Annotated in this window: 19 protein-coding genes; 4 read left to right on the forward strand and 15 right to left on the reverse strand. The window is 53.7% G+C overall.

Annotation, left to right across the window (positions count from 1 at the left end; translation table 11 throughout):
• Positions 1 to 48: 48 nt before the first annotated feature.
• The 6 genes from F0P93_RS19200 to F0P93_RS19225 all read right to left on the reverse strand — a co-directional run bounded on the left by F0P93_RS19200 (position 49) and on the right by F0P93_RS19225 (position 7,373).
• Positions 49 to 879 carry a DUF4397 domain-containing protein gene (locus F0P93_RS19200; RefSeq protein ID WP_150878819.1) on the reverse strand — a complete coding sequence of 277 codons (831 nt, stop codon included), beginning with the start codon at positions 877 to 879 and terminating at the stop codon, positions 49 to 51.
• Between the two features lie 10 nt (positions 880 to 889).
• Complete coding sequence (locus F0P93_RS19205) at positions 890 to 3,643, reverse strand: TonB-dependent receptor (RefSeq protein WP_150878820.1); 2,754 nt, start codon at positions 3,641 to 3,643, stop codon at positions 890 to 892.
• 181 nt (positions 3,644 to 3,824) lie between these two features.
• Entirely contained in the window at positions 3,825 to 4,808 is a 984-nt protein-coding gene (locus F0P93_RS19210; RefSeq protein WP_150878822.1) for a cytochrome-c peroxidase, read from the reverse strand.
• Positions 4,805 to 5,278 (reverse strand): protein-disulfide reductase DsbD domain-containing protein, encoded by a 474-nt coding sequence (locus F0P93_RS19215; protein WP_150878824.1) that lies wholly within the window; start codon positions 5,276 to 5,278, stop codon positions 4,805 to 4,807. The genes F0P93_RS19210 and F0P93_RS19215 overlap by 4 nt, the downstream gene beginning before the upstream one ends.
• Before the next feature lie 74 nt (positions 5,279 to 5,352).
• Positions 5,353 to 5,979 (reverse strand): YceI family protein, encoded by a 627-nt coding sequence (locus F0P93_RS19220; RefSeq protein ID WP_150878826.1) that lies wholly within the window; start codon positions 5,977 to 5,979, stop codon positions 5,353 to 5,355.
• A 116-nt stretch (positions 5,980 to 6,095) separates the two neighbouring features.
• Complete coding sequence (locus F0P93_RS19225; protein ID WP_150878828.1) at positions 6,096 to 7,373, reverse strand: peroxiredoxin family protein; 1,278 nt, start codon at positions 7,371 to 7,373, stop codon at positions 6,096 to 6,098.
• 468 nt (positions 7,374 to 7,841) lie between these two features.
• Between F0P93_RS19225 and F0P93_RS19230 the strand changes: the two genes are divergently transcribed.
• The 3 genes from F0P93_RS19230 (at position 7,842) to F0P93_RS19240 (ending at position 9,721) form a co-directional block, all read left to right on the forward strand.
• The gene (locus tag F0P93_RS19230; protein ID WP_150878830.1) at positions 7,842 to 8,390 is read left to right on the forward strand and encodes a carboxymuconolactone decarboxylase family protein; all 549 of its coding nucleotides are present in this window, start codon (positions 7,842 to 7,844) and stop codon (positions 8,388 to 8,390) included.
• Positions 8,391 to 8,490: 100 nt separating this feature from the next.
• The gene (locus tag F0P93_RS19235) at positions 8,491 to 9,423 is read left to right on the forward strand and encodes a DUF1684 domain-containing protein (RefSeq protein WP_150878832.1); all 933 of its coding nucleotides are present in this window, start codon (positions 8,491 to 8,493) and stop codon (positions 9,421 to 9,423) included.
• Positions 9,424 to 9,445: 22 nt separating this feature from the next.
• On the forward strand, positions 9,446 to 9,721 hold the full coding sequence (locus tag F0P93_RS19240) for a hypothetical protein (protein WP_150878834.1): 276 nt from the start codon (positions 9,446 to 9,448) through the stop codon (positions 9,719 to 9,721).
• 16 nt (positions 9,722 to 9,737) lie between these two features.
• Here F0P93_RS19240 and F0P93_RS19245 read toward each other — a convergent pair whose 3' ends face one another.
• The 4 genes from F0P93_RS19245 to F0P93_RS19260 all read right to left on the reverse strand — a co-directional run bounded on the left by F0P93_RS19245 (position 9,738) and on the right by F0P93_RS19260 (position 13,345).
• Positions 9,738 to 10,541, reverse strand: coding sequence for a mycofactocin-coupled SDR family oxidoreductase (locus F0P93_RS19245; RefSeq protein WP_150878836.1), 804 nt, complete (start codon positions 10,539 to 10,541; stop codon positions 9,738 to 9,740).
• A gap of 50 nt (positions 10,542 to 10,591) precedes the next feature.
• Positions 10,592 to 11,821: a peroxiredoxin family protein gene (locus tag F0P93_RS19250; RefSeq protein WP_191908861.1), complete on the reverse strand. Its 1,230-nt coding sequence runs from the start codon at positions 11,819 to 11,821 to the stop codon at positions 10,592 to 10,594.
• Positions 11,822 to 11,862: 41 nt separating this feature from the next.
• A complete protein-coding gene (locus F0P93_RS19255) occupies positions 11,863 to 12,744 on the reverse strand; it encodes a sulfite exporter TauE/SafE family protein (protein ID WP_150878840.1) in 882 nt (293 codons plus the stop codon).
• Between the two features lie 226 nt (positions 12,745 to 12,970).
• Entirely contained in the window at positions 12,971 to 13,345 is a 375-nt protein-coding gene (locus tag F0P93_RS19260) for an alkaline phosphatase family protein (protein ID WP_150878842.1), read from the reverse strand.
• 246 nt (positions 13,346 to 13,591) lie between these two features.
• On the opposite strand from F0P93_RS19260, the gene katG reads away from it, so the two are divergent.
• Entirely contained in the window at positions 13,592 to 15,865 is a 2,274-nt protein-coding gene (katG, locus tag F0P93_RS19265; RefSeq protein ID WP_150878843.1) for a catalase/peroxidase HPI, read from the forward strand.
• An 83-nt stretch (positions 15,866 to 15,948) separates the two neighbouring features.
• On the opposite strand, the gene F0P93_RS19270 is transcribed toward katG, so the two are convergent.
• The 5 genes from F0P93_RS19270 to F0P93_RS19285 all read right to left on the reverse strand — a co-directional run bounded on the left by F0P93_RS19270 (position 15,949) and on the right by F0P93_RS19285 (position 20,731).
• Positions 15,949 to 16,365 carry a hypothetical protein gene (locus tag F0P93_RS19270; RefSeq protein ID WP_150878845.1) on the reverse strand — a complete coding sequence of 139 codons (417 nt, stop codon included), beginning with the start codon at positions 16,363 to 16,365 and terminating at the stop codon, positions 15,949 to 15,951.
• Positions 16,366 to 16,385: 20 nt separating this feature from the next.
• Entirely contained in the window at positions 16,386 to 16,691 is a 306-nt protein-coding gene (locus F0P93_RS19275) for a hypothetical protein (protein WP_150878847.1), read from the reverse strand.
• A 93-nt stretch (positions 16,692 to 16,784) separates the two neighbouring features.
• On the reverse strand, positions 16,785 to 17,927 hold the full coding sequence (locus F0P93_RS19280; RefSeq protein WP_150878849.1) for a helix-turn-helix domain-containing protein: 1,143 nt from the start codon (positions 17,925 to 17,927) through the stop codon (positions 16,785 to 16,787).
• Between the two features lie 9 nt (positions 17,928 to 17,936).
• Positions 17,937 to 18,110 carry a hypothetical protein gene (locus tag F0P93_RS31535; RefSeq protein ID WP_191908862.1) on the reverse strand — a complete coding sequence of 58 codons (174 nt, stop codon included), beginning with the start codon at positions 18,108 to 18,110 and terminating at the stop codon, positions 17,937 to 17,939.
• A 212-nt stretch (positions 18,111 to 18,322) separates the two neighbouring features.
• The gene (locus F0P93_RS19285) at positions 18,323 to 20,731 is read right to left on the reverse strand and encodes an outer membrane beta-barrel protein (RefSeq protein WP_150878851.1); all 2,409 of its coding nucleotides are present in this window, start codon (positions 20,729 to 20,731) and stop codon (positions 18,323 to 18,325) included.
• Positions 20,732 to 21,256: the final 525 nt, after the last annotated feature.

Here is a 21,256-nt window from a genome sequence, read left to right on the forward strand (position 1 = left end):
GAAAGCGGATTTCATCGTCAGAGAAGGTGAAGTAAAAAAAGGTTGTGTTTATTGAACCACGGGATGCTCCAGCAATTGAGCCCCAAAAGCCGGGTTGCTCCCCGCCAGACCGTGGGTAAAAACCGTATAAATTTTTCCGGCCTGCAACGTCAGCACACCGGAATTTCCGACCGATGCTCCATTGGCCCGCGTGAAGGTGAGCGTGACCGTTCCCGGATCAACGGATGCAAACGGCCCCAGCGAGAAAGCACTCAGGGCTTCGCCCGACAACGCCGAGTTGGCCGCCCGCCCGTAGGCCACATTCGTAAACAAAGCCGTTCCGTTCGCCAGCGACGCATTCAACTCTCCAACGCCCGGCGACAGATTGACAAACCGAAGTTTGGCTTTTCCGGCGGCTGGTGCTTTCAGATCGTCGTAAAAAAGAATCAGTGTATCCGCCGTCGCTTTAGCATTTCGGGCGGCAAAGACCGTATGGCGATAGGTGGCAATCGGGCCGTTGGGCCGACCCGATGCCGAGAAGGTCGCGCTGTTGCCAAACTGGAGCGAGGCTTTGTAACTGGTATTGGTGCCTTCCGTCACGTTGATCTGGACGTTGCCAAAAACCGTCGGCAGGTACGCCGAAGCCTGATTCGGCGCGATGGGTGTTGTGGTCACCTGCGTCGTGAAGGTCCAGAATTGCAAGCCTGCCGGGATGGGCCGGGCGTTCACAAAACTGATGTAGGCACTCAAGGGCGGCCGTTCAGACGCGTTGATGTCGAGGTAGTCGGTTTTGTCGCACCCGGCCAGAACCAGCAGGGAAGCGCCAGCCAGTACGAATGTTTTCAGTTGTTGAAAACCGGCCTGTTGATAAAGGTTGCGTCGATTTTGTTGCGTTTTCATGAGAAAGGAGTTACAGTTTGGCGGCTAGCCGAATGAAAGGTTGAATACCGGCGCTGCCGTTTTGAATACCGATGACGGTTGGGTTGCGCAAACCCGCCAGCTTGGGATCGGTGTAGTCGCCGACGTTATTGAACGCGTTGTTGACACCGACCGTGGCCTGAACGGCGGGTGAAATGGTGTAGCTCACGGAGGCATCCGTCACCCAGATCGGTTTCAGCGTCTGGTAGAAATAATCCGGTTTGGGAAAGTTGGCATTCTGGGCCGACGCCGTGGTAACGGAACCGAGATAGACCGTTCGCAGGAGGTACGTAAACCGCCCTTCGCGGAAGATGGCCTGCGCCGTAAGCTTCTGTCCGGGAATATTCGTCGTCACCCGCGCTTTTTCGCCGTCGTTGAAAATAATGTACTGATACGCTTCCAGCCCTTTCGGCGTATTGACCTGGATCACTTCGTTTTTCACAAAATTACCGCCCAGCAACACGTGGAGGTTGCCGTTTCGGAACGGCGTTCGGTAACTGCCTGTAAACTCGATGCCTTTGGTGCGGGTGCTGAACGAATTGTAGAAGAATTTTGCCTGAACCGTTCCGGTCTGGACAAACAGGTTACGCACTTCGAGAGGCAGATTGGCATCCGTTGCCGAAAAGTTGCCGGTATTTCCCACGCGGTTATCAACATCCACCCAATAAGCATCCGCCGTAAGTTCCAGATTCCGAACGGGTTGAGCCGTAAAACCAGCCGTATAGCCTTTCGATTTTTCCGGGGTCAGACTCGGAAAACCCAGCGAGCGCGTGGCCGCACTTTTGTTGGATGCCGTGACGAGGTCGATGGCGCGGCCCTGCTGAAAGGTGGTCGACGTTTCGGTGTAATAGAACTGGGCCAGATCGGGCGCGCGAAACCCGGTGTTCAACGACCCCCGAATGCCGAGCCAGTCCGTAAAGCTGTACCGGGTAGCCACTTTATACGTCGTTACGTTCCCGAAATCCGAGAAATTCTCCACCCGCAACGCACCCGACAGCAGCCATTTTCGGGTAATATTCGCTTCCAGATCCAGGTAACCCGCCACAATTGCCCGATCGACATTGACTTCATTGGAAGGCCGAAAACCGGCGTGAATCTGCGAACCGGGCGACAACCCGTTCAGGCCGATGCTACCGGTGGTGTTCAGGTACGTAATGCCGCCGGTAGTCGTATCCACGCGATATACCGGGCGCAAATCGGCTTTCGAGTACGAGGCTTCTTCACCCGCAATAATCTGGTAGGTTTCGACCCGGTATTGCGCACCAAAAGCCACGTTCACGCCCCGCAGTGCTTTGTCGAAATACCGGCTGAAATCCAGGCTGCCCGTGTTCTGGCTGGCGTTGTATTTTCCGGCGTCGAAGGTTGTAGGGCTTTTCAGACCCAGGCTGGCATTGATGGAGTTGGTGATGTAATTCCCGAAATCGTTCCGGCCGTAGACGTTCGACACATCGACGTTCCAGTTCCTGATGGTACCCTTGATGCCCACCGCCAGCGATTTGTCGGTAATGACATTTTCCATGGCGGGCAAAAAACCGTCGGGATACAGAAAGGCGTTGGTTCGCTCGGTCCAGCCCGGCAGCCGATACACCGCCGTAAACTGGGAAGTCCGGTGACTGATGCCGCCAAAGGCGTAGACCTCCGCGTCTTTCCGCAACGGAATGGCCGAGTTGAAGAACAGCAGGGCGTCTTTCGCCTTGTTGGAACCGCCCCCCCGTTGATCGAAATGATGCCGGTCGAGCCCCCGGCTGGCCAGAATGGCATCGTCGATTTCTTGGGTATAAATGGCGTCGAAGGGGCGGGTGTTGGCTCCTCCGCCGTAGGCCGGGCCGTTGTACAAACCGGCCTCATCGCGGCCCGGTGGCAGCGAAATGCCCTGGGTGGCAAATTCGGCCGTTGCGTTCAGAAAACCGCCTTCTTTGCCCAGCGCAAACCCGTAGTTGGCGTTGGTGCGGGTGGTGATGCCGTCGCCCCGGCGTCGGGCGCTGGCCGTGGTGCTAACGGCCAGTTCTTCGGTCGTTTTTCGCAACACGATGTTGATGACCCCCGCAATGGCGTCGGAACCGTATTGAGCGGCTGCCCCGTCGCGCAAAATCTCCACCCGCTCGATGGCCGCCGTCGGCAGCGAATTCAGGTCGTAGCCCGTTGTTCCGTTGCCCAAGCCGCCCCAGTTGACATTCGAGGATTTATGCCGCCGTTTGCCATTGACCAGAACGAGCACCTGATCGACCCCCAACCCGCGCAATTGCGACAGACTCAGAGCCGAACCCGCATCTCCGGCGTTGGTGCCGTTGACCGAGTGGTACGAAGGCGACACGTATTGCAGCAACTGGGTTATGCTCACCTGCGGAGCCGATTCGCGCAGCGGTTTCAGGTCGATCACATCGACCGGCACCGGCGAATCCAGCTTGGTCCGGTTGGCATTGCGGGAACCCACCACCTGAACTTCACCCAGAATCTGCGAAGCCACCACCAAGCGGATGTCGAGGGGGGAATCCGTGCGAACCTCCACCTCGCGGCTGTTAAACCCGATAAACGAGAAAACCAAAACCGAACCCCGGCCGGCCCGAATCGCAAACAGACCCGCTCCGTCGGTGGTGGTGCCCTGATTGGCTCCCTTAACCGTTACCGAAACCCCCGCCAGCGCAACGCCGTCTTCTGCCGCCGTTACTTTGCCGGTTATCGTGCGGTTCTGCCCCCAAGCAGCAAATGAAGTCAATATAATCAATAGAAGTAGTAGATTTTTCATAAATGCGTTTGCCTGTTCAATACTCCCTCATGCCGACTCCCAAATGGAAGTCGGATGAAGAAGTGGGTACTACCAAATTTAAACCAACTAGATTTTTTTAGACAAGAGAGGAGAGACAAGAGAATAAAGACGCTCTATTACCCTGAAATTCAGCAAATTTCCCTACCCTTGCTCTCTTGTCTCACTTCTTTATTCTTTTCACAAACCGTTCATCGGTCAGAGCGTGGAGGAACGCTTCCAGATCGGTGAGATCGTTTTCTGACAGATTCAGGGGTGTACTCAGCGACAGATCCCGGTTGTGGCCATTTCTGACAAAATCATCCGGTTTGTTGTAATACTCAAGCACTTGCCGGAGTGTTTTGAACATCCCATTGTGCATATACGGCGCAGTTAACGCCACGTTTCTCAAACCCGGCACCTTGAAATGACCCAGTTGCGAACTGTCTTTGGTGACCGCAAACCGGCCCGGATCGGTTAATTTTTTACCATCGTACAACCCGATGTTCTTAAACCGGTCGGCCGTAAAGTCTTCTCCCGCGTGACAATTGGCACAGTTGGCCCTACCGATGAACACTATACGTCCCCGTTGGGCGGCTGGCGACAGGGCGGTATCGTCACCATTGATAAACCGGTCATACGGCGTATCGCTCGTCTCCAGCGTTCGCTCATACGTCGCCAGGGCGTCTGCCAGGGTCTTCTCCGACGCATTCGTACGAAAGACGTTCCGGAAAGCCCGGGCATAATACGGATCGGCATTCAGACGGGATACGGCTTCGGCGATGGGCAGGTTCATTTCGTTCGGGGCGGCAATCGGCTGTAGAGCCTGCATTTCCAGAGACGACGCGCGCCCGTCCCAAAATAAATGAATTCGTCCTGCCAGATTCATCGCCGAAGGCGTATTTCGGTCCGTTACCTGACCATTCACGCCCAGGCTCAAAACCATCGTGTCGGCAAAGGCAAACTCCGGTTTGTGGCAGGAGGCACAGCTAATGGTGCGGTTGGACGACAAAATCGGATCGAAGAATAACTTTTCGCCCAGTTTGCTTTTCGTGAGCGGTTCGTCACCGGATTGATTTTCAGCAGGCCGGGGGGCAAAACTCAGTACAAAGAATCCCGCACTGGCCAACAGGAAAATCTTTTTTTGCCAGGTTACCAAAGCTCTCATTGGATTGAAAAAACAAACAGTTGTTCAAACGGCAGGCTCAGTCCTTTTTTTTCGCTGCAATACCGCCCCCGAATCACGCCTTTCACGATGTAGTCGGGACTCAGAACCCGAATGCGCTGCCGGAACTCGGCTTTCGACTCAAAGTAAGAAACCTCCACGCCCCCGGTTCGGTCTTTTTTTCGCCGGGGATCAACGGACCGGATTCCCCCCACCGTTTCGAATGAATCGTCAGGAATAATCTCGAACGTGGTCGGCGGAGGCCCCGCATCGGCCGAAAAATCGGACGAATAGACGAGCCATTCCGGGTCCAGGGTGGCCGTAAAAATCAAATCGATTTCGTCGCCCGGTTCCAGTTCCGCCGGGGCCAGCGTCGATGGGGTCGTTTTGAAAGTCCAATAGGCTACCGGCTTATCCGCCACGGCGCCCGCCAGCAGGAGGACCAGGGGAATAAGAACAAGGAATCGTTTCATGCGAATGCCGTGGGTTTTGTTAGGGATTCTTCGGGAGCAGTTCGATCGATCTCCCGAAGAATCTCCCGCCCTGATCAGCGACTGGCTTTCAGCTCCGGATTGGTGGCAACCAGCGATACATCCAGCGTAAAATTGTCGTCGATGGCTTTGTCACCCAGGTTTTCGAAGAAGTTTTTCGATCGGAATTTGATGTCGTATTTCGTCCGGTCAACGGTCACTTTGGCCGTAGCCGTCAGCTTGTCTTTGTCGGTTCTGACCAGTGCCGGGAATTTCACTTCGTTGGTGATGCCTTTGATGGTCAATTTCCCGACGACGTCATAGTTGCCATCACCGGACGGACTCGCCGATGTGATGACCAGTTTGGCCGTCGGGTGTTTCTCTACCGAAAAGAAATCGTCACTTTTCAGGTGCGTCGTCAATTTGGCATTGTAGTCGGGGTCCGTCAAATCCGTCACGGTCAACGCTTTCAGGTTGACATCAATGGAACCGCCTTTGAGCCGGCCGCCATCAAGCACGACAGAACCGCTGCTAACCGGTGCCAGGCCTGCGTGTTCGCCCGTTACTTTTTTAGCGTTCCAGACCAGCTTACTCTGCTGGGGATCGACCTTGTAGGTGGTTTCTTTGACTTTTTTGTCGCCGGGGTTCGTAAACGAAACAAACGAAAGAGCGGCCAGACCGAGGAGTACGAATGTGTTTTTCATGAGAATGCAGGTTTTATGCGTAAATTGGTTTGATTCAAAAAAGCCGGGAGGAGCCGCGACGACGAACCGTCGACCACTCGGGCGCTGTCTGACGGCACTCCCGGCGGCAGATACCGTTAGCGTGCGGCCAGGGCATCCTTTGGAGCAGGTTCGGCAATGTATTTGTCGAGATCCCGGTTCCATTTCTTCACGTATTGCTTGAAATACTTGCCGGTAACTTCTCCGGTATAGCCGGTGTGAATTTGCCTGACGGTTCCATCGCGGCCAATGATGATGGTGGTAGGAAAAGCCATCATGCGGTTGAGCGACGGGAATTTCCCGGAGGCCACCTTCTTGTCGGCAATGCCGCCAAACAGAATGTCATACTCGATCTTGTACTTATCCCGCAGCTTGCCGAGCGTATAGCGGGCGTATTCCAGGTCGTCTTTCTGTTCGAAACCGACCGCAATCGCTTCCACGCCCCGGTTTTTGTTTTCCCTGAACCAGGGCGAGAGAAAGGCCGTCTGATCGGTGCAGTTCGGGCACCAGGTTCCGATGATTTCGATGATCACCACTTTGCCTTTGTATTTGGCATCACTCAGCGAAACCGGATTACCGTTCAGATCCGGCAATGAAAAATCAAACGTGGAAACGCCCTCTTTCAGGTGCGTCAGCGCATACGGATCGGGCAAATCGGCTTTCCGGTCTTTTACGCCTTCAAATTTCTGGTTGAGGTAAATGCCAAACCCCATTTCGCCCGACAGCGATTTATCGTCGTTGATCGTCCCCCGAACAATTATGGGTGATGGGCCCGTAAAACCGGATAGCACAAAGTTTTTACCCTGCACGGTTCCCTCCAGTTCGCGGGTATCGCCCACCACCGACATGATTACACCGGTCAGTTTGTTGCCTTTCTGTTCCAGCAGGGCCAGGCGGCCCGGTGTGGCGTCCTTGCTGATGATGTTCAGCTTCCATTTACCCGACAGGTTTGCTGCGGGTTCCTGATCTTTGCCCGGTTCAACGAAGCGGTAGGATTTGCCGTGTTCGGCCACGAACGGGAGCGAATTGCCCCGCAAGCCCGGAACCAGACTCTTGTAGGCTCCCGTCAGCGTGCCATCGTCTTCGATCTTTGCCACCAGAGCCGCATCGTAGGTATTCATTTTGATGAACAGCGAATCCGGAGTGGTCTGTTTGACAACAAAATAATCCCGGCGCGTGCCGTTGAGGAGCGCGAAGGAAGCCTCCGACGCTTTTTGTCCTTTTACCTCAAAATTGAACGGAACCTGCACTTCGTTGACGGTGAATACCCCCCGCCAGATGCCTTCTTTGATGAATTTGTCCTGAGCCTGCGCGCCGTTGCCCGTCAGGATCGCAGCGCCGACGCTGCACAGAGCAAGGAATGGTTTTACTTTCATGGTACCTGTTTTTTGAAATTATGGCGAGTTTGATTTACTATAGTATTCATAGCGAATAAGTATAGTAATAGGGCAAAAAATAGAACTGTTTCCGTTCGAGGAATTTAGCGACGCAGGCAATCGGTAAAAACCGGAAAAGGGAAAAACAGGTCTAACCGAGTTGACCGGTGGCTTGACAACATCGGAGGGCAACAGACTGGTCCTGATCAGGCGCGCAGCGGTATTGGAAAAGAGACGTAGACATGGAGGTTGTAAATTTATAATTCTCAGGGATCAGCAAGTTCGTTGCTCCCTTTCCGATATAAATCCACAAGTACTTTGCAGGTAGTAATTGTAAGACGCTGTAAAGATAAGGGCATGAATTTTGATTTTCCAAACTTATTCTACAAAATTTATAGAACAAGTATTTTTTTGATCAAATTCATTACTTTTGCGCATCGTATCCACGGACTTTAATCCACGATCGCCATGTCCCGCGTAACACCACTGCCCCGCGAGGTGGCCCCACCCGACGTTCAGGCGGCCTACGACCAGCACGTAGCCGATTATCCGGGTAGCCGGATTACCAATATGAAAGCCACGCTGGGCCGGTCGCTCCTTAGTTTTGAGGTGTATATGCAGTGGTATCCGCTCTACGAACAGATCAGGGAGATTCTGGGCAACCGGCTGGCGTATCTGTACGCCCACGCGATTTCGCAGGGTTCAAACTGTCCGCTGTGCACAACCTTTTTCCGACGGATTATGATCGACAACGGTGAAAAACCCGAAGATCTGCTGCTCAGCTCACACGAGCAGCTTCTGGTTGATTTCGGCAGCGAAATTGCCCGTAGCAAAGGTGAGGTTCCCGACCTCCTTTTCGATCCGGTTCAGGCTTTGTATTCGGACGCGCAACTGGTGGCGTTAGTGGCTTTTGCCGGACAGATGATCGCGACCAACGTCTTCAACAATGTCCTGGAAGTAGAGATTGATCCCTATTTATTTCCTTATCTGTCCCTAACGACGCCATCAGAGACGTAAGCCCTTTTTTAGTCTATTACCATACCAAATCTATATACAAACAAATTTTTAATATCACCCTTTTCGAAATCGACCAAACACGTTAACGACTTCACAACGCATGGAAGAGTTTGAAACACCCGCCGAAACGCCCACGAAATACTATCGTCAATTTGTACTGCTCTGGCTGCTGGCGCTGGTTGGTTCCGTTAGTTTCCGCCGGAGCGAAGACCCATCGGTTTACAAAGCTCAACTGGATCAGTGGCATGCCGAACGAATCACTGCCCTAAAAAAGGAAAGTGGCTGGCTGAATCTGGCCGGGTTGTTCTGGCTGAAAGAAGGTGACAATACCGTTGGTGGCCCGGGCAGTGCCGTTGCCTTCCCTTCGGGGAAAACACCTGCGCATCTCGGCACCTTTCGTTTAAAAGATGGAACCGTCTCCTTTACAAGCGCACCTGGGGCGGATGTTCGGGTGGATGGAAAACCGCTCAGCGAATCCGTTACGCTCTTTTCGCCTTCTCTGGTTAAACCGGTCGTTGTCCAGTACGGTTCCTTGCGGTGGTTTGTCATCAAGCGGGGCAATCAGTACGGAATCCGGCTGCGGGATCTGGAAAGTGCCCGGTTAAAATCGTTCCGGGGCATCGATCGTTTTCCGGTCGATGGCTCCTGGCAGGTGAAGGCCCGGGTGAACGTGCCCGACCAACCCAAAACCATGGCCATTACGGACGTGTTGGGCCTGACCCACCAGCAACCCCTGGCCGGAACGCTGGTTTTTGAACTCAACGGTTCAACTGTTCGGCTGGATGCGGTTGGCGAAGGCGAAAAACTGTTTGTGCTGTTTGCCGATGTTACGAACGGCCATGAAACCTACGGAGCAGGGCGCTTCCTGTATGTCGACAAACCGGGTCCGGACGGCACTACGATCGTGGATTTTAACAAAGCCATCAATCCACCCTGTGCCTTCACGGCCTACGCGACCTGTCCGTTACCCCCCAAACAGAACCGGCTGGCCGTTCGGATAACCGCCGGGGAAAAGAACACCGAAAATCATTGAATTTACACCGCCGTGTTAGCCCATGAACCGTAAACACCTGAGCCAGGCACTTTCCCACTTCCACGCACTATCGTATCAGGATCAGCTCAACAGCGTCTGGCAGCAGGGCAAACTGCTGGAAGCCCGGCGCATACCCGGCTTCTGGCTCCATCTGTATGCCGTAAATACCTTTTTTGTTGAAATGTGGATTTGCCAGCGCCGGTATGAAGTAACCCTGCTGCGCGGTTTTCTGAACACCGAAGACCTGGAGCCCTACCTGGACAAGATTTCCCTGAACGGTATTCTTCAGGATTTATAACCGTCAACGCTGCGGTTTACCGGGAGAGCAAGCCGGCATCCAGCACAAACTGAGAACCCGTCACGTAGCGGGCTTTGTCGGACACCAGATACAGCACCATTTCTGCCACATCGTTGGGTTCGACCCACGGAACCGGCAGCAGATTACCGGCCGAGCGTTCGGCAATTTCTTCCGTAGTGGCCCCTTCCAGAGCCGCCAGCCCATCGTTCATCGGCGTGTTGACCCCCGTTGGATGAATGGAATTGACACGAATGTGGTGCGGAGCGAGTTCAATGGCCCACGATTTGGTCAGCCCGACCAGCCCCCATTTGGATGCCGCATAGTGACTCAACCGGTTCATGCCCCGCAGCCCGGCAATGGAGGAATTGTTGAGAATGACGCCGGACTGCTGGGCGATCATGACGGGAATAACCGAACGGGCAACAAGCCAGGCTCCTTTCAGGTTGGTGTCCAGCATGGCGTCCCATTCCTCTTCCGACAGTTCGTGCGCCAGTCCGTAGGCACAAATTCCGGCATTGTTGAACAGAATATCGATCTTTCGAAAGTTACGCAGGGCCGATGCCACCGCCCGCTCGACATCCGCCCGGCACCGGACATCACCCTGTACCGTCAAACACCAGACACCCAGTGCTTCGCATTCCTGCTGCAGGGATTCCAGCTCACTAACCGACCCCAGCGGATAGCCGGGATAGGTCAGGGACTGAGCAACATCAAAGGCAACAATGTGAGCACCCTCTTTGGCCAGGGCCAGGGCGACGGCCCGCCCCTGTCCGTGGGCGGCTCCGGTAATAAAAGCTACTTTGTCGGTTAAATCAGGCATGGGAAACCACCCAACGAGGGATTCAAAGCACGAGTAAAATGCCGCCGGTTTTATTTACCGGATTGACGGGTTACGGTTTTCTGGGAAGTTTCTTTCAGTAGTTGGTCGACGTCGGTGTTGAATTCCTTCACAAACTCGTCGTAGTACTTGCCCGTCGCGGGACCGGAATACCCCGTGTGAATCTTGGCAATTTCACCCTGACGGTTGACGTAAATGGTGGTCGGGAACGACAGCACTTCACTCAGAGCAGGCAACGCGGCTGAGGCATATTTTTTATCGGCCAGGCCCGAAAAGAGAATGTCATACTCGACCCCAAACCGCTTCTTCAGCGTTTCGAGCCGGGTTTTGGCGAAGGCCGGATCATTCTTGCGTTCGAAAGCCAGCCCGATGATTTCGATACCCCGGTCTTTATTGGCCTTATACCACGGCGCCAGAAAACCGGTTTCGTCTATGCAATTCGGGCACCAGCTCCCCAGAATGGTAACAATCACCACCTTCCCTTTGTACTTAGGATCTTTCAGCGATACCGGTTTTCCGGTAAACGCATCGGGAAAGGTGAAATCGAACGGAACTCCTTCCTTGCTTTTGGTCAGCGTATACGCATCGGGCAGGGCCGCCTGGTCGTTGCGAAGGCCTTTGATGGGTTGCGCCCCGCGCGCGCCAATGAATTCGGCGGTTAACTCGTTCCCTTCAATGGTCCCTTTAATCAGCGTTGGACTGGAACCGCTGAAGGTCGATAAGGCAAACGCATTGCCCTGTACCGATCCTTCAAAATACCGGTAATCACCCGTCGTCGAAAGGAATGTCCCCGTTAGCTTGCTGCCACTTTGTTCAAAAACACCCACAACTTTGCTCCCTTTGCCAATCGTAACGTCCCAGTTTCCCTGCAAACTGGCGGTGGCAGCGGCCGGTTTTTCAACAAACCGGTAGCGTTTCCCCCATTCGGCCCGAAACGGAATGTCGGCAACGGGCGTGGTGGTTCCGAGTCGTTTAAAGACGCCCGTCAGCGTTTGGTTTGTCTCGATTTTTGCCGCCAGTACCGCGTCATAAATAGCGACGGGAAAGAACAGCGAGTCGCCTTTCTGGTGAACGCCTGTGATCTCAAAGCGTTCGGAACCGTTGAGCAACCAGGCGTTCCGGCCTTTCAGTTCAAAATTAAAGGGAGACTCCTGCCCATCGGCAACGGTAAACGTACCGCGCCAAAAACCGTCCTGCGGGCGGGTGTCAGCTCTGGTAACGAAGCCCGCCAGGAGCATACCGGCCACGGCGAGAATGGACATGCGTTTCATAAAGTACAATTCATTTTAGGTTGTCGATGTCATTAAAAAAGACCCCAGATGTTGCGCAGGCTCAGACCGATGATGACGAGTCCGACAATGACCATCAGGATTTTGGGATTTACTTTTCCGCAGATAAAAGCTGCAAACGGCGAGGCCAGCACCCCACCCAGCAGCAAACCGGCTGTGATCGGCCAGTTCCCCGTGCCAATCATGAGAATAAAGGTTCCGGCTCCGGCGGCTGCAATGAAAAACTCGGCCAGGTTGACCGAACCAATCGTGTAGCGCGGATTGCGGCCCTGCCCCAGCAGCGAGGACGTTACGACCGGCCCCCAGCCCCCTCCGCCAACGGCGTCGATGAAGCCGCCCAGCAATGCCAGCGGACCGACAAACCGGGTTTTCTGTTTCGCCGTCTTCCCGATCAGTGCTTTGCGAATGATTACCAACCCCATGACAATCAGGTAGACGGAGATGTATGGTTTGAGAAAGGCTCCGTCGAATGAACTGAGGAGATACGCTCCCGTTACGGCCCCGATAATGCCCGGAATGACCAGAATTTTAAAGAGTTTCTTATTGACATTCCCGAATTTCCAGTGCGACAAACCAGATGCCCCGGTCGTAAACACTTCGGCGATGTGTACACTGGCACTGGCCGCAGCCGGGCTAACACCCAGACTCAGCAGCAGCGAATTTGAACTAATTCCGTAGGCCATTCCCAAAGCACCATCGATGGTTTGCGCCAGAAAACCCGCCCCGACACACAGCCAGAACGTGGGGGTAACGAGTTCGGTGACGACCGGAGTCAGCGCCGGTCCAAACGCATACCAGACCGCAATTCCGCCCCCGATGAGCAGCACCAGCGACAAGGTCAAAACCGGGATTGGATTCGTGGCAACGAGCGTACGGGGTTGTTGTTCAGTCATCATTTTTTACAGCAATTCATTAATACACTTATCCTATATATTTTATAGACATTTTACTAAAAAACAGAGCCAGAGATGCTGCTCTGGCTTTGGAGTACAAACGTGGCATATTTTTCTTAGAGTAAAAAATATTTTACCCTCAATTTTCTGCTGTAGCCAGGAATTTAGATGAATCAAAATACCATTCTTCCCGTCTGCCCGGCCGGTGGGCCGGAAGTAGCCCGTGGGTTTACTCCAGAAATTTCCACTCCGCAACGTGCGGAGGACGGTGTTCTTTTTTGACAATGGCATCAAACTGCGCAAGTGAAGCGGGATTCGATACCGCCAGATAGGTGGTTTCCTTCCGGTCTTTTGCCAGATCGTAAAGTTGCCAGCGGGCGTTTGGATTTTTCCTTAGATCCCGCTTCACCGCTTTCCAATTTCCCATCCGAATCGCCAGTTGCCCGCCTTTTTCGGGATATTCCCAAGAGATGTATTCGTGTTTTTCCTGCCGCTTTTCTTTCCCCAGCAGGGTGGGTAAATACGAAATTCCGTCACTGGCGACCGGTTTTCCGCCGGCGACATCAACCCCGGAGGGAACGATGGGTATTGTACCTTGCCTCAATCACCGCTGGACTGCATGATCATTAATGGATGAATGCTGACCGGTTCTTCCTGCAGGTCACAGTTGATCAACCTTCATCTTCAACCCATTTGCTTCGTCGAAATGGTAGAGCGAGCGAAGTTATAGATTTTAACTATTTAAATATAGAATTTATCGATTGGTATTATTTCTCCCAATAACATAATTTTATCCCGCTGCACCCAATCCGGTGCAGGCAGGTATTGATTTAACACAGAATGTATCGAAATGGAAAAAGGATCAAACGACATCAGCAAGTGCCCGGTTCACAATGGCAGTCTGAAACAAAACGTGGGCGGTGGTGGCACCCGGAACCGTGACTGGTGGCCCAACCAGTTGAAGCTCAATATCCTGCGCCAGCACTCATCCTTATCCGACCCGATGGGTGAAGATTTCAACTATGCCGAAGCCTTCAAAAGCCTCGACCTGGAAGCCGTAAAAAGCGACCTTCACGCCCTCATGACCGACTCACAGGACTGGTGGCCGGCCGATTTCGGACATTATGGTCCCCTGTTCATCCGTATGGCCTGGCACAGCGCCGGAACCTACCGCGTGGGTGATGGCCGGGGTGGCGCCGGAGCCGGACAACAACGTTTTGCTCCATTGAATAGCTGGCCCGATAACGTGAGCCTTGATAAAGCGCGCAGGCTGCTTTGGCCCATCAAACAGAAATATGGCCGCAGCCTTTCCTGGGCCGATTTAATGATCCTCACCGGTAATGTGGCCCTCGAATCGATGGGTTTCAAAACGTTTGGTTTTGCCGGTGGACGGGCCGACGTCTGGGAACCGGATGAAGACGTCTACTGGGGTGCTGAAACCACCTGGTTGGGTAACGACCACCGCTACGCAGATGGTTCTCCCGGCGTGGCGGACCATGGTGTCGTTTCGTCGGACGAAGATCCGGGACGCAACATCCACTCCCGCAACCTGGAAAAACCGCTGGGTGCTGCCCACATGGGTCTGATCTACGTCAATCCGGAAGGTCCTGACGGCAATCCGGATCCCGTAGCAGCCGCAAGAGATATTCGCGAAACCTTTGGCCGCATGGCCATGAATGACGAAGAAACCGTTGCCCTGATCGCCGGCGGACACAGCTTCGGTAAAACCCACGGTGCTGCCCCTTCCGAACATGTTGGCAAAGAGCCGGAGGCTGCCGATGTGGAATCGCAGGGTTTCGGCTGGAGCAACAGCTATGGTTCCGGTAAAGGAGCCGACACGATTACCAGCGGGCTGGAAGTTATCTGGACGAAGACGCCGACGCAGTGGAGTAACAACTTCTTCGAAAACCTGTTGGGTTTTGAGTGGGAATTAACGAAAAGCCCGGGTGGTGCGCACCAATGGGTGGCAAAAGACGCCGGGAGCATTATTCCCGATGCGTATGACTCTTCCAAAAAGCATGCACCAACCATGCTGACGACCGACCTCGCGCTGAAGTTCGATCCGGCTTATGAAAAAATATCCCGCCGGTTTCTGGAAAACCCCGACGCCTTTGCCGACGCCTTTGCCCGGGCCTGGTTCAAATTGACGCACCGCGATATGGGCCCCCGCGCCCGGTATCTGGGTCCGGATGTGCCGGACGAAGTATTGATCTGGCAAGACCCTATTCCGGCCGTGGATCATGCCCTGATCGACGAAAACGATGTGGCTGCCCTGAAAGCAAACGTGTTGGCCTCCGGTCTGAGCGTTTCGGAACTGGTTTCCACCGCCTGGGCTTCGGCTTCTACCTTCCGGGGTTCCGACAAACGCGGAGGGGCCAATGGAGCCCGCCTTCGCCTGGCTCCTCAAAAAGGCTGGAAGGTCAACAATCCCGCGCAGTTGCAAAAAGTGCTGGGGATTCTGGAAAGCATTCAGCAGGAATTTAACGGGACGCAGTCGGACGGCAAAAAAGTTTCACTGGCCGATCTGATCGTGCTGGCCGGTTGCGCAGGTGTTGAAAAAGCAGCGAGCGATGCCGGACATCCGATCACCGTTCCTTTCACCGCGGGTCGTATGGATGCTTCGCAGGAGCAGACCGATGTGGAATCGGTGGGGTATCTGGAACCGGTTGCTGACGGTTTCCGTAACTACAAGACATCGAAATTCACGGCTTCTACCGAGGCATTGCTGATCGACAAGGCGCAACTGCTCACCCTCACAGCCCCTGAGTTAACCGTGTTGCTGGGCGGGCTGCGGGTCTTGAACACCAATTTCGACGGTTCTAAAAACGGTGTTTTTACGCAATCCCCGGGCAAGCTCACCAACGATTTTTTTGTCAATCTGCTTGACATGAACACCGCCTGGAAAGCCATTTCCGAAGACCGGGAATTGTATTTGGGCAGCGATCGGAGTACCGGTCAACCCAAATGGACCGCCACCCGTGCCGATCTGGTGTTTGGCTCCAACTCCGAACTGAGAGCCATTGCCGAAGTGTACGGCAGCTCCGATGCACAAGGCAAATTTGTCAGGGACTTCGTAAAAGCCTGGAATAAAGTGATGAATCTGGACCGCTTTGATCTAGCCTGATCAACGTCCTACCGTTTCGAAAAAGCCCGTCCCAGTTTACCTGAGACGGGCTTTCTTATGACTGGTTTGCTTTTCGCTCGTCCTTACCCTTTCAGAATCGCTTCGATCTGGGCGAGGTGGTTGAGATCGTGTCCTGCATAATACCGGACTATATCCAGAATCGTTTCTTTCCCCCGCTCGGCATGCTGCCCGTACAGCAGGTGAATCACCAACGTTTCGACGCCACCTACCACTAGCAAAGTGATGCCCAAGGCCGTCACGCCTGACTCCCGGTAAAGGGTATAGGCAGACTGATCCGGCTTGACTTCGGGTTTGAGCCAGGGTCCCAGCAAGGCATATCGTAGCACCGCTACTTCGCCTACCAGCCAGCCAAGGGCGGGCAGTTTCCCGACCACCTCAGTGAGAGCCTGCTGCAGATTGGCGGTAAAATCAGGTTGATGGGTATTCAGCCGGTGGTAGGCTGTTACGGTTTTTTTCAGATTAATGACCGCGATGATCATGAGGCCTAGCTCAGCCAGCATCAGCACCCGCTCCGCCAAGTGTACATACTGCCGGTGGGCTGGCGGTAACAACGGGCTAATCCCACGGCGGCTAAAAAAATGGCAACCAGCGTTAGGGGCGTTACTGACAAGGGACGAACAATGAGCAGGTAGTAAAGAATAGGGATGCCCAGCAGCAGATCTGCCGAGATTGCCCAAGCCAACCGGTCGGGTTGAGCCTGGAAGACCGTGGATGTGACGATGCCGTATTCGATCCAACCCAACAGGCCGGTCAGTACCAGAAAGCTGGCTATCCATCGATAGCGAGTTGTTAACGAAATAGCCATGGCACACAGATGAAAATGGAGAGCTAAGGTACAAAAGGCGTGTTACTTTCTTTTAAGCATCCCCTGGCTTTAATTTGACATTTGAGCAGGCTTTCAGCGGTTGGCCGCTACGTACTCCCCGGGCGACTGATCGGTCAGTTTCTTAAACGCCCGATTAAACGTCGCTTTGGAATTGAAGCCACAATCCAGCGCTACGCCAAGTAAACTCAGGTGCGCATTGGCCGGCAATAAGACCGCTCGTTTAAATTCGTCAATCCGGTAGGCGTTGATAAAGTCATTGAAATTCTTGCCCCCCTCGCTATTAATCGTCTGCGATAAGATAGTTGCGTTTAACTTCATACGCCGGGCCAGATCAGCCAGCGATAATTCGGCGTCCAGATACGGCTTTTCGGTATGCATCAGCGTCAGGAGTCGCTGATAAACTTCCGCTAACTCAGCCGAAACTGGTTTTTGCGGTTCGGCTGGCACCAGGTCAGGAAGTGCAGGCGCAGACTCCACAAAAGCCAGTGGCCGACTAGGTTGGCGTTGCCCATACCCCGTGATACTAACGTAGTAGATCAAGACTACACCAGCCAGGTTGTTCCACCAATCCTGCCAGAAGCTTAGATTTAGCCACAGGTCCAGCACCGTCATGCTAAAATCAATGGTTACCATCAAAGCCAGGGCTAGCAGGAAATTGCGAAACCAGCGAAAACTAAGGGTGTCCGTATCGGAATACTGGGTTCCAATCCAGGTGCGATAGTGACGATAAAGCTGGAAAGACCAATACAGGTAAAGCATATGCTGGCCCGTATTGGCTAGAAAAGTCAGATCATCAACGTGGTAGGGATTGTGCACGTCCGCTTCCCAAGCCTTTACGAAATCAGACCCGCGTCCAAATACGATCAGGTGGTAGAGGGCATCCAGCCCGAAGGGCAGCGCGTGCGGCCAATCACTCCAACGAAGCCGAAACATACCGTCAAACTGACTACGCAGATAGAAGTAGTAAAGGGGCGGTAGCAGAAAGCTGAGGGTCCGGGGAAAAAAGTTGAGTTCCTTCCAAAGAATTTCGATGCCCCCAAACCCCAGCATGTAAATCCAGATATTGAAGCACAAAGCCACGAGAACCCAGCCCAGCAAGTAATCGGACAACCGCTCCGCTCGCCAGCCCCGAATCCACAGCAACACCGCGTAAATCCAGCCCTGAATAAAGCCAAACAGCAGGGGCGTTGAATAAGCACTAAAGTAGAAATTCATCCGGTAATCCTACATTGATAACTTAAAGGTACGGCCTTGATCGCGCATCGTTAAAACCGCCAGCAAATAAACGGTTTCTGGGCGGCCCTGCAAGTCAACACGCTGGACGCATTCCACTTTTGTGCCAACCGGATACGTAAACGTTTGCGTACTGAACGGCCCAAACCGATACTGATGGATCATGAGAGGATGAATCGGCGGTCCAGGTTTTTGGAAACAAATCATCTGATTGATGGAACGCAGACTCGTATTCCGAATGCTGAAGGTAATCCAGGCAGTAGGTACCGATGAAGTGGCTATTCGTTGACCGCTGCAAGGAGTTGCCAACCTGAGCAGGACGAGGATCAAAAGGAGCAGTCGATGGAAACGGTTCATGAGTCGGGTCTTTCCGTTGATCATAAATTATCTTTTGTTTTGATCCGACCCGCATCGACGCCCGTTTGCCGGTCCCGAGCGCCCGCGATCTCACGGCGGCCAAAGCGGTAGGCAAACCGCAAGGCCACCCGGCGACTTTCCCACTTCCGCTCGACGCTGAACTGCTGGGAAGCAAAGGCCGCCGACTGACGCCAACGCATCGTGTTCAGCATATCGTCGACGCTCAGGGTGAGCTTACCTCGTTCGCCGAACACTTTCGTTTCCAGACTCATATTCAGCGCGCCAAGTCCACCGATGCGATAAATGGTTTGGGTCGTCGGGGCATTCCAGAAGCCCGACACCTGGGCCGTCCAGCGTTTGGAAAGCGTAAAGGAGTGTTGCATGTAGCCGTCGAACCCGAAGCCCCGTTCGTTGAACGGTTGGTCGGCGGTGAAACGCCCCCGAAAATGATTCCAGGTGGCACCCATATAGAGATACGTGTTCCACCACTTTGTGATGGTGTAGGGCGTACTTAGCGAAATATTCAGGGCATTGACCCGGCCCACGTTGGCCACGGTCTGGTAGGCTGTCAACCCCGTTTGTTGAATCACGTCCGTCGAAAAGTCATTCGTCCTGGTGTAGGTCAGTTTAAGCGTGGTTGCCCATTTGTAGGTGTAAGCCAGGCTACCATTATGGCTGTAGGCAGGTCGCAGAAACGGATTTCCCCGTTGACTGGTGTACGGATCAAGCTGGTAGATGAACGGGTTTAAATCCTGGTAGTTCGGTCGGCCAATGCGCCAGCCGTAATTGAGCGCAAACTGACTTTTGCCGGTGGCCTGATACTGAACAAAACCGGTCGGAAACAGATTGAAATAAGCCGTATCCGGCCGGTTAATCGTACGCCCTGCCAAATCAACTGACTGACCCCGGATAGTCGATTTTTCGCCACGTAACCCCGCCTGAATCGCCCATTTTCCCACGGACCGATTTAAGGAAGCATACACTGCGCTGACCATTTCCTGGTATCGAAACCGGTTGGTTCGCGTGACATCGGCTTGCTGCTCAGCACCCGTGTAAGCCAGCAAATCGTTATCCGTTGCTACGTTCGTATGCTTGAGACCCGCTTCCAGCTTTAGGTGACTCGGTTTCCACTCTTTAACCCCATCCGCTTTTAGAGCAACGATGTTGATGTCGGTCGTTGGGTCGAACCGGTACTGTCGCGTGAGTAAAGCCTGGCCGTCCTGACCCAAATAGTCACTACGAATCCGGCTGGGAGACGTGTAGTTGAAACGCGTTACATCCACATCGACCATCACTTCCAGCCCCAACGTATCGGCATATCGATAGTTGAAGGCGGCATTAATGCGGTTATTCTGATTCGGATTATCCACCCGATTGACAATGCTGGAATCTACCCGGTTTTGCTCCGCGACGACGGCGGTTTTGGTATAGGTTCCAAACCGGTTCGCCGACCGGTTGCCCGATATAATCAGGCCGATTGTCTCTTTGGAATTGATAAAGTAATCGAATCCTGCTTTGTAGACCACCGCCCGGGTGCCATCCCGGTCATACCCTCGTTGCAGAAACTGGGCTCCACCCGCCTGTCGATCAAATTGCACGTTGGTTCGTTGATAATTATCGGATCCCGACACGTTCCCGTATACATTTACTTTCTTAGCCCGGTAATTCAGGTCGAGTGCCAAATTCGAGCGGTAGTGATCGCTTCTGGCGTAGCTACCCGATACATTCCCATTCAAACCCAGGTTTCCGGCTCGCCGGAATCGGATGTTGATAATGCCCGCTCCACCCTGGGCATCATACCGGGCAGACGGATTAGCAATCAGGTCAATCCGGTCGATGTTGCTGGCTGGCGTAGCGCGCAGCAGATTCGCCAAATCGGTCGTCGATAAGTTGGTTGGTTTCCCATCGATGAACACATTGACGCCTTGTTTACCGGCCATGCGCAGATTATCATTCGGATCAATAACCACGCCGGGGGCTTGCTGCAGGACTTCGTAAACCGTTTTACTCTGAGCGCTGGCATCCGCAGCGACGTTCAGCACGGTTTTATCAATCTCCTGGTCGACGTACGATTTACGAGCCCGTACGGTGACGACCGCCAGGGTCTGATCTGCGGGTTGAAAGGTGAGCGGCTCCATCACCACTGTCTCGCCCGGGCGAACGCCCACAACCCGACTGGTGAGCGTTCTCATAGCAACGAGCGAAAGTTGCAGGCAATACGTGCCGGGGGCCACGTCCGGAAAGTGATACTGCCCCAGGTCGTTGGTTGCCGTACCTCGAATCAGCGTTGAATCTGTTGCCTTGAGTAGTTTAACGACGGCCAGGGGCGCGGGCTGCCGGTCAGGATCGAGAACCGTACCGGTAATCGTTTGGGCGGAGATGGACCGGGCGATGAGGAACAGGAAAGCAATTAGTGTATACCGTGCCATTGCGTATTGCGTGTTACGTGATCAATGGCTCAAAGGTGTCCTGATACACCCCTCATTTCGACTCACAACGGATTTGAGACGACTCAGATCATAATTTGATACGCCTTTGGGGCGTATTGGTCGGGCTATCCTTTATCAGGTGACGGATCTGAGCGGCTAATGGCGGTTGCAGAGGCAGGCGACTCTGAAGTGGTAACGAATGAGACTATCGACCATACTGAATGAAAAACAGCCTTCTGCCCTCATTTTTCGGGTGCCTGTGACTCCTGTTGAGTGGCCTGCGAAAAGCGAACGGCCTGTCGCTTCTTGGCACTCATCTCAAAAACGGGTATTAACTTTTTAGACATAACCCGGCTGGGTTCGGAAATTTACCGGCAGAGGCTAACCACATCTTTTTTTGTTCTGCCTGATAGGCTCACAAAACCGCTGCTATTTCTAAGGTGACGAGTGTTCAACCATACCATGGTTTACAAGTTATCCGGCTTGAAAAATCGGTCAATGCCCCCTTTGGTTGTCTCTGCTTCG

It is taken from the genome of Larkinella humicola (assembly GCF_008727875.1).
Lineage (GTDB): Bacteria > Bacteroidota > Bacteroidia > Cytophagales > Spirosomataceae > Larkinella > Larkinella humicola.